Raw genomic sequence first — 2593 nt, 5'->3', positions numbered from 1 at the left:
AAACGACTCAGCGCCGATGATAGTGCGCACCGCGCGTGTGAAAGTAGGTCATCGTCAGGCTTCTATTAGAAAACCCCTCTGATCCTCATCGATCAGAGGGGTTTTTGCTTTGGGGCAGCGATTTCAATTCGAACGCCATTCGCATCTCATCCGGGCATGAAAAAGCGCCCCGAAAGGCGCTTCGTCGTAATCGAAAGTCGCGAATCCCGCGACCGCGTCACATCACTTTGACGATCGCATCGGTGACATAGCCGATGTTCTTCGTGTTCAGTGCGGCCACGCAGATGCGGCCCGAATCGACACCGTAGACACCGAACTCACCGCGCAGGCGCACCATCTGATCCTTGTTCAGACCCGAGTAGCTGAACATGCCCTTCTGGCGGACGATGTAACTCAGGTCGCCCTGCACGCCCGCAGCGGTCAGCTTCTCGACCAGCAGCGTGCGCATTTCCTTGATCCGCACACGCATGGCCGCCAGTTCGCCTTCCCACATCGCCCGCAGGGTCGGTGTGGACAGCACGGTCGCGACGATTTGCGCGCCGTGGATCGGCGGGTTCGAGTAGTTGGTGCGGATCGCGATCTTCAGTTGCGACAGCACGCGGCCCGTTTCTTCCTTGCTCGCGCAGACCACCGACAGCGCGCCGACCCGCTCGCCGTACAGCGAGAAGCTCTTCGAGAACGACGTGGAGACGAAGAAGTCGAGTCCCGCCGCCACGAACTTGCCGATCACGGCGCCGTCTTCCGCGATGCCGTCACCGAAGCCCTGGTAGGCCATGTCCAGGAAGGCCACGAGGTCACGCGCCTTGATCGACGCGATGACCTGGTCCCACTGCGCGGCGGTGATGTCGTAGCCGGTCGGGTTGTGGCAGCAGGCGTGCAGCAGGATGACCGTGCCAGCCGGGGCGGCGTCGATCGCGGCGATCATGCCGGCGAAATTGATGCCGCGGTTCTCGGCGTCGTAGTACGGGTAGGTGCCGACCGGGAATCCCGCGTTGGTGAACAGCGCACGGTGGTTTTCCCAGCTCGGGTCCGAGATCAGCACGGTGGCGTTCGGGTTCACCTTCTTCAGGAAATCGGCGCCGATCTTCAGGCCACCGGTCCCACCGATGGCCTGCACCGTGGCGACACGGCCACCCGTGACGACGGCGCTGTCCGCACCGAACACCAGCCCTTGCACCGCCTTGTCATACGCGGCGATGCCGTCGATGGGCAGGTAGCCGCGGGCCTTCGGCGCTTCGAGCATCTCGCGTTCGGCTTCGACGACGCACTTCAGCAGGGGCAGCTTGCCGTTGTCGTCGTAGTAGACGCCCACGCCCAGGTTGACCTTGGCGGGGTTGGTGTCGGCACCAAATTGTTCGTTGAGACCCAGGATCGGGTCGCGCGGGGCCATTTCGACGGCAGAGAAGAGGGACATGACGGGGGGTCCGGCGGGACGTGTTGTGGAAAGAGCCGCTGCCTTCAGGTAGGCTGGGCGGTTGCGCCGATTTTACGGCGGGTCGGGAAATCCATGAGCCACATTGACCCCATCGAGAGTAAACCGCCAGCGACCGAGGGGCAGTTCGTGTCGTTTCCGGACTCGCCTTTCCAGCTTTTCCAGCCCTACCTGCCCGCCGGGGACCAGCCGACGGCGATCGACCAGCTCGTGGAAGGCATCCAGGACGGCCTGACCTTCCAGACCCTGCTCGGCGTCACTGGCTCGGGCAAGACCTTCACGATGGCCAACGTCATCGCCCGCCTTGGCCGCCCGGCGATCGTCTTCGCGCCGAACAAGACGCTCGCCGCGCAGCTCTACGCCGAGTTCCGCGAGTTCTTTCCGAAGAACGCGGTCGAGTACTTCGTCAGCTACTACGACTACTACCAGCCCGAGGCCTACGTGCCGCAGCGCGACCTGTTCATCGAGAAGGACAGCGCGATCAACGAGCACATCGAGCAGATGCGCCTGTCCGCGACCAAAAGCGTGCTGGAGCGGCGCGACACCATCATCGTCGCCTCGGTCAGCGCCATCTACGGCATCGGCAAGCCCGAGGACTACGCGCAGATGCGTTTCATGGTGCGCGTCGGTGACCAGATCGGGCAGCGGGACGTGATCGCGCAACTGATCCGAATGCAGTACACGCGCAACGAGACCGACTTCACCCGCGGCACCTTCCGCGTGCGCGGCGACACGATCGACGTGTTCCCGGCCGAGCACTCGGAGCTGGCGGTGCGGCTGGAGCTGTTCGACGACGAGGTGGAGACGCTGCAACTGTTCGATCCGCTCACCGGCCGGATTCGCCAGAAGGTGCCGCGCTTCACCATCTACCCGGCGAGCCACTACGTCACGCCCCGCGAGCGCGTGCTGGCGGCGATGGACGGCATCAAGGCCGAGCTGCGCGAGCGGCTGGCCGAGTACGTCTCGCAAGGAAAACTCGTCGAGGCGCAGCGGCTGGAGCAGCGCACGCGGTTCGACCTGGAGATGCTGCAGGAGGTCGGCCACTGCAAGGGCATCGAGAACTACACGCGCCACCTGTCGGGCGCGAAGCCGGGCGATCCGCCGCCGACGATGGTGGACTACATGCCGCCGGACGCGGTGATGTTCCTGGACGAGAGCCAC

The 2593-nt window shown here is 64.3% G+C and carries 2 protein-coding genes; one reads left to right on the top strand and one right to left on the bottom strand.

Annotation, left to right across the window (positions count from 1 at the left end; translation table 11 throughout):
* Positions 1 to 217: 217 nt before the first annotated feature.
* Complete coding sequence (locus QZW52_RS19200) at positions 218 to 1414, bottom strand: amino acid aminotransferase (protein WP_294001734.1); 1197 nt, start codon at positions 1412 to 1414, stop codon at positions 218 to 220.
* A 93-nt stretch (positions 1415 to 1507) separates the two neighbouring features.
* Between QZW52_RS19200 and QZW52_RS19195 the strand changes: the two genes are divergently transcribed.
* Positions 1508 to 2593: DEAD/DEAH box helicase family protein (locus QZW52_RS19195; protein WP_294001733.1), on the top strand; the 1086-nt coding region annotated here is incomplete at its 3' end.

This window comes from Sphaerotilus sp. (assembly GCF_013299175.1).
GTDB lineage: Bacteria > Pseudomonadota > Gammaproteobacteria > Burkholderiales > Burkholderiaceae_C > Sphaerotilus.
Note: the sequence above shows the minus strand (reverse complement) of the source record. Positions and strands in the feature narration are given on the sequence as shown.